At 72.6% G+C, this 4,486-nt stretch carries 3 protein-coding genes and 1 pseudogene; 1 reads left to right on the forward strand and 3 read right to left on the reverse strand.

What is annotated here, in order from left to right; translation table 11 throughout:
- Window positions 1-215 precede the first annotated feature (215 nt).
- Complete coding sequence (locus VER05_RS06550; protein WP_324844576.1) at window positions 216-665, forward strand: DUF4870 domain-containing protein; 450 nt, start codon at window positions 216-218, stop codon at window positions 663-665.
- 94 nt (window positions 666-759) lie between these two features.
- Here VER05_RS06550 and hemW read toward each other — a convergent pair whose 3' ends face one another.
- The 3 genes and pseudogenes from hemW to VER05_RS06565 all read right to left on the reverse strand — a co-directional run.
- A complete protein-coding gene (gene hemW, locus VER05_RS06555) occupies window positions 760-2,004 on the reverse strand; it encodes a radical SAM family heme chaperone HemW (RefSeq protein WP_324844577.1) in 1,245 nt (414 codons plus the stop codon).
- A complete protein-coding gene (gene lepA / locus VER05_RS06560; protein ID WP_324844578.1) occupies window positions 2,001-3,881 on the reverse strand; it encodes a translation elongation factor 4 in 1,881 nt (626 codons plus the stop codon). The genes hemW and lepA overlap by 4 nt, the downstream gene beginning before the upstream one ends.
- Before the next feature lie 89 nt (window positions 3,882-3,970).
- A pseudogene (locus VER05_RS06565) lies at window positions 3,971-4,486 on the reverse strand (methyltransferase type 12); the annotation flags it as partial.

Consider the following 4,486-nt stretch of genomic DNA (forward strand, 5'->3'; position numbering starts at 1 on the left):
CGGCGGCTGCGGCTCGTCGTCGCGCGGCGGGGTGCTGCCCGGGTTCTCGGTCATCGCGTGCCCTCCTGGTCGGCTGTGCGTCGCCCGTCGGGCCAGCGAACCGAAGCCGACGGGCGGGTGTCAAGGAGTCCACTGTGAGGCAAAGAGGACGAAAGACCCGGTCACACCGCTACGCTTCGACCGCCTTAGCCCCGCAGCACCCCACGAGGAGACTCATGTCGTACGACCAGCAGCCGCCCGCGGGCGGCCAGCAGCAGCCGCCGTTCGGCGGTCAGCCCCAGCAGCCGTACGGCGGCCAGCCCCAGCAGCCGTACGGGGCCGCGCCGCAGCAGCCGCTGCGCCCGGACGAGGAGAAGACCTGGGCGCTGCTCGCGCACCTGGGCGGGATCCTGTTCTCGTTCCTCGCCCCGCTCGTGGTCTGGCTCGTCTTCAAGGGCCGCGGCCCGTTCCTGGACGACCAGGCCAAGGAGGCGCTGAACTTCCAGATCACGGTCGTGATCGCCTACATCGCCGCCGGCATCCTGGCCGGCATCACCGTCGGCGTGCTCTTCTTCCTGCCGTTCGTGGTCGGCATCGCCGCGCTGGTGTTCTCGATCCTCGCCGCCGTCGCCGTCAACAAGGGCCAGTGGTACCGCTACCCGCTCACCCTGCGCCTGGTGAAGTGACCCGGACGCGCTAGCAGCACCCTCGAGTGGAGCGTTCTGCCCGACACGCCCCGGCGTGTTCGGCAGGACGCTCCACTCGTCTGTCCGGCCCGGGTCAGTCCGCCAGGGTGCGGACCACGGCGTCCGCGAGCAGCCGGCCGCGCCGCGTCAGGCGCACCCGCCGCCCCGGCACGTCCGCGGCCCCCAGCGCGGCCCGGGCGTCGACCAGCCCGTCGGCCACCAGCCCCGCGACCCGCGTGCGCGCGGCGGGGCTGAGCACGTCGACCGGCAGCCCCTCGCTCAGCCGCACCCCGAGCATGACCCGCTCGAGCCGCGCCGACGCGTCCTCGACCGTCTCCCGCCCCGCCGCGGGGCTCTCCCCCGCGTCGAGCCGCGCCGCGTACGCCCGCGGGTGCTTCACGTTCCACCACCGCACGCCGCCGACGTGGCTGTGCGCGCCGGGTCCGACGCCCCACCAGTCGTCGTTGCGCCAGTAGGCGAGGTTGTGCCGGCACGCGTCCGCGGGGGTGCGCGCCCAGTTGCTCACCTCGTACCAGTGCAGGCCGGCCTCGGTGAGCAGGTCGTCGGCGAGCTCGTACTTCGCGGCCTGGTCGTCCTCGTCGGGCAGCGCGAGGTCGCCGCGGCGCACCTGGACGGCCATCTTGGTGCCCTGCTCGACGACCAACGCGTACGCCGACACGTGGTCGACCCCGGTCGCGAGCGCCGTCTCGAGCGAGGTCCGCCAGTCGGCGAGCGACTCCCCCGGCGTGCCGTAGATGAGGTCGAGCGACACGGCCAGGCCGGCGTCCCGGGCCCAGCGCACGACGTCCGGGATCCGCCGCGGGTCGTGGGTGCGCTCCAGGGTCGCGAGCACGTGCGGCACCGCGGACTGCATGCCGAACGACACCCGCGTGAACCCGCCGCGCGCCAGCTCCGCCAGCGACTCCGGGGTCACGGAGTCGGGGTTCGCCTCGGTCGTGACCTCGGCGTCGTCCGCGAGGCCCCAGGCGCCGCGGACGCCGTCGAGCATCCGGACCAGGTCGCCGGCGGGCAGCACCGTGGGGGTGCCGCCGCCGACGAACACGGTCGACACGGGCCGGGCCGGCAGCCCCGCCGCGGCCGTGACCCGGGCGCCGAGCGCGATCTCGGCCAGCGCCGTGTCCGCGTAGGCCACCTGGGACGCGCCGCCGCCGAGCTCGGTCGCCGTGTACGTGTTGAAGTCGCAGTACCCGCAGCGCACCGTGCAGAACGGCACGTGCAGGTACACGCCGAACCCGCGGGCCCCGGCGCCGTCGAGCACCGAGGCCGGGAGGGCGCCGTCCGCGGGAGCGGCGTCGCCCTCGGGCAGCGCCGGGCTCACTTCTTCTTCGCGTCCTTGGCGTCCTTGGGCGCCGCGGCGTCGGACGACAGCGCGGCGATGAAGGCCTCCTGCGGCACGTCGACCCGGCCGATGGTCTTCATGCGCTTCTTGCCCTCCTTCTGCTTCTCCAGCAGCTTCCGCTTGCGGGTGATGTCGCCGCCGTAGCACTTGGCGAGGACGTCCTTGCGGATGGCGCGGATGGTCTCGCGGGCGATGACGCGCGAGCCGACGGCCGCCTGGATCGGCACCTCGAACTGCTGGCGCGGGATGAGGTCCTTGAGCTTCGACGCCATCATCACGCCGTACGCGTAGGCCTTGTCCTTGTGCACGATCGAGCTGAACGCGTCGACCTGCTCGCCCTGCAGCAGGATGTCGACCTTCACCAGGTCCGCGACCTGCTCGCCGACGGGCTCGTAGTCCAGGCTCGCGTAGCCGCGGGTGCGGGACTTCAGCTGGTCGAAGAAGTCGAACACGATCTCCGCGAGCGGCAGCGTGTAGCGCATCTCGACGCGGTCCTCGGACAGGTAGTCCATGCCGAGCAGGTCGCCGCGCTTGCCCTGGCACAGCTCCATGATCGCGCCGATGAACTCGCTCGGCGCGAGGATCGTCGACTTCACGACCGGCTCGCGCACCTCGCGGATCTTGCCGCCCGGGAACTCGCTCGGGTTGGTGACGGTGACGACCTGGCGGTCCTCCATCGTCACCTCGTAGACCACGTTGGGGGCGGTGGAGATGAGGTCGAGGTTGAACTCGCGCTCCAGCCGCTCCCGGATGATCTCGAGGTGCAGCAGGCCGAGGAACCCGACGCGGAACCCGAAGCCCAGCGCCACCGAGGTCTCGGGCTCGTAGTTCAGCGCGGCGTCGTTGAGCTTGAGCTTGTCGAGCGCGTCGCGCAGCACCGGGTAGTCGGAGCCGTCGATCGGGTACAGGCCCGAGAACACCATCGGCTTCGGGTCGGAGTAGCCGCCGATCGCCTCGGTGGCCGGCTTGCTCGCGTTCGTGACCGTGTCGCCGACCTTCGACTGGCGGACGTCCTTCACGCCGGTGATGAGGTAGCCGACCTCGCCGACGCCGAGGCCCTTGGTCGGGACCGGCTCGGGCGAGATGACGCCGATCTCCAGCAGCTCGTGCGTGGCCTTGGTCGACATCATCGCGATCCGCTCGCGCGGGTTGAGGTTGCCGTCCTTGACCCGGACGTACGTCACGACGCCCCGGTAGGTGTCGTAGACCGAGTCGAAGATCATGGCGCGCGCCGGGGCCTCGGGGTCGCCGACCGGCGCCGGGACCAGCTCGACGATCCGGTCCAGCAGCGCCTCGACGCCCTCGCCCGTCTTGCCGGACACCTTGAGGCAGTCCTCGGGGTCGCCGCCGATGAGGCCGGCCAGCTCCTCGGCGTACTTCTCGGGCTGCGCGGCCGGCAGGTCGATCTTGTTCAGCACCGGGATGATCTGGAGGTCGTTCTCCATCGCCAGGTACAGGTTGGCCAGCGTCTGCGCCTCGATGCCCTGCGCGGCGTCGACCAGCAGCACGGCGCCCTCGCACGCGGCGAGCGACCGGGACACCTCGTAGGTGAAGTCCACGTGGCCCGGGGTGTCGATCATGTTGAGCGCGTACGGGGTGTCCCCCAGCGCCCACGGCATGCGCACCGCCTGCGACTTGATCGTGATCCCGCGCTCGCGCTCGATGTCCATGCGGTCGAGGTACTGCGCGCGCATCGCGCGCGCCTCGACGACGCCGGTGAGCTGGAGCATGCGGTCCGCGAGCGTCGACTTGCCGTGGTCGATGTGCGCGATGATGCAGAAGTTGCGCAGCAGCTCCGGCGGGGTCGCCGCGGGGGCGATGCGCTGGGCCTGGGCGGCGCTCGGGATCGGGGACACGTGCTCCCTCGGTTTTCGCAGGGTCGGGGACTACCCCCCATCGTCCCATGCCCGCGCCCGGGACCGGAGCCGCGCGCCGAGCCGCCCCGTCAGCCCGGCTTCGTGGCCGTGAGGGCGAAGGTCAGCGGGAGGCGGTCGGCGCCCTCCCCGAGCGCCCAGCTGCCGTCGCCCGTCGGCACCATCCCCGGCAGCGCCGGCCACGGGATCGTCCGGTGCTCGGCGACCGCCACGAGCCGCAGCCCGGCGCCGAGCAGCGCCTGCACGATCTCGGCGAGCCCGTGCTGCCACTCGACGGTGTCCCGCGCGTCCTCGGGCACCGCTCCCCCGGCGTAGGTGGTCGCGTGCCGGTGGTGCCGCGGCGCGCCGCCGAAGTACGGCTGCGTCAGCACGAGGGCGCCGTCGGACCGGCCGGGGTCGAGCGCGTAGAGGACCGGGTGCGCCTCGCGGACGTAGAACGTGCCGCCCGGACGCAGCAGGCCGGCGACCACCCGCGCCCAGGCGTCCAGGTCGGGCAGCCAGCACAGCGCGCCGATCCCGGTGCAGACGAGGTCGAACCGGTCCGGGCACACGTCCAGCGCCTGCGCGACGTCGCTGTCCAGGAACGT

The sequence above is a fragment of the Cellulomonas sp. genome, assembly GCF_035634735.1.
GTDB lineage: Bacteria > Actinomycetota > Actinomycetes > Actinomycetales > Cellulomonadaceae > Cellulomonas.

Bases quoted from the DNA above. Each gene is read 5' to 3' on its own strand.
- VER05_RS06550 (WP_324844576.1), top strand. From the start codon at position 216: ATGTCGTACGACCAGCAGCCGCCCGCGGGCGGCCAGCAGCAGCCGCCG.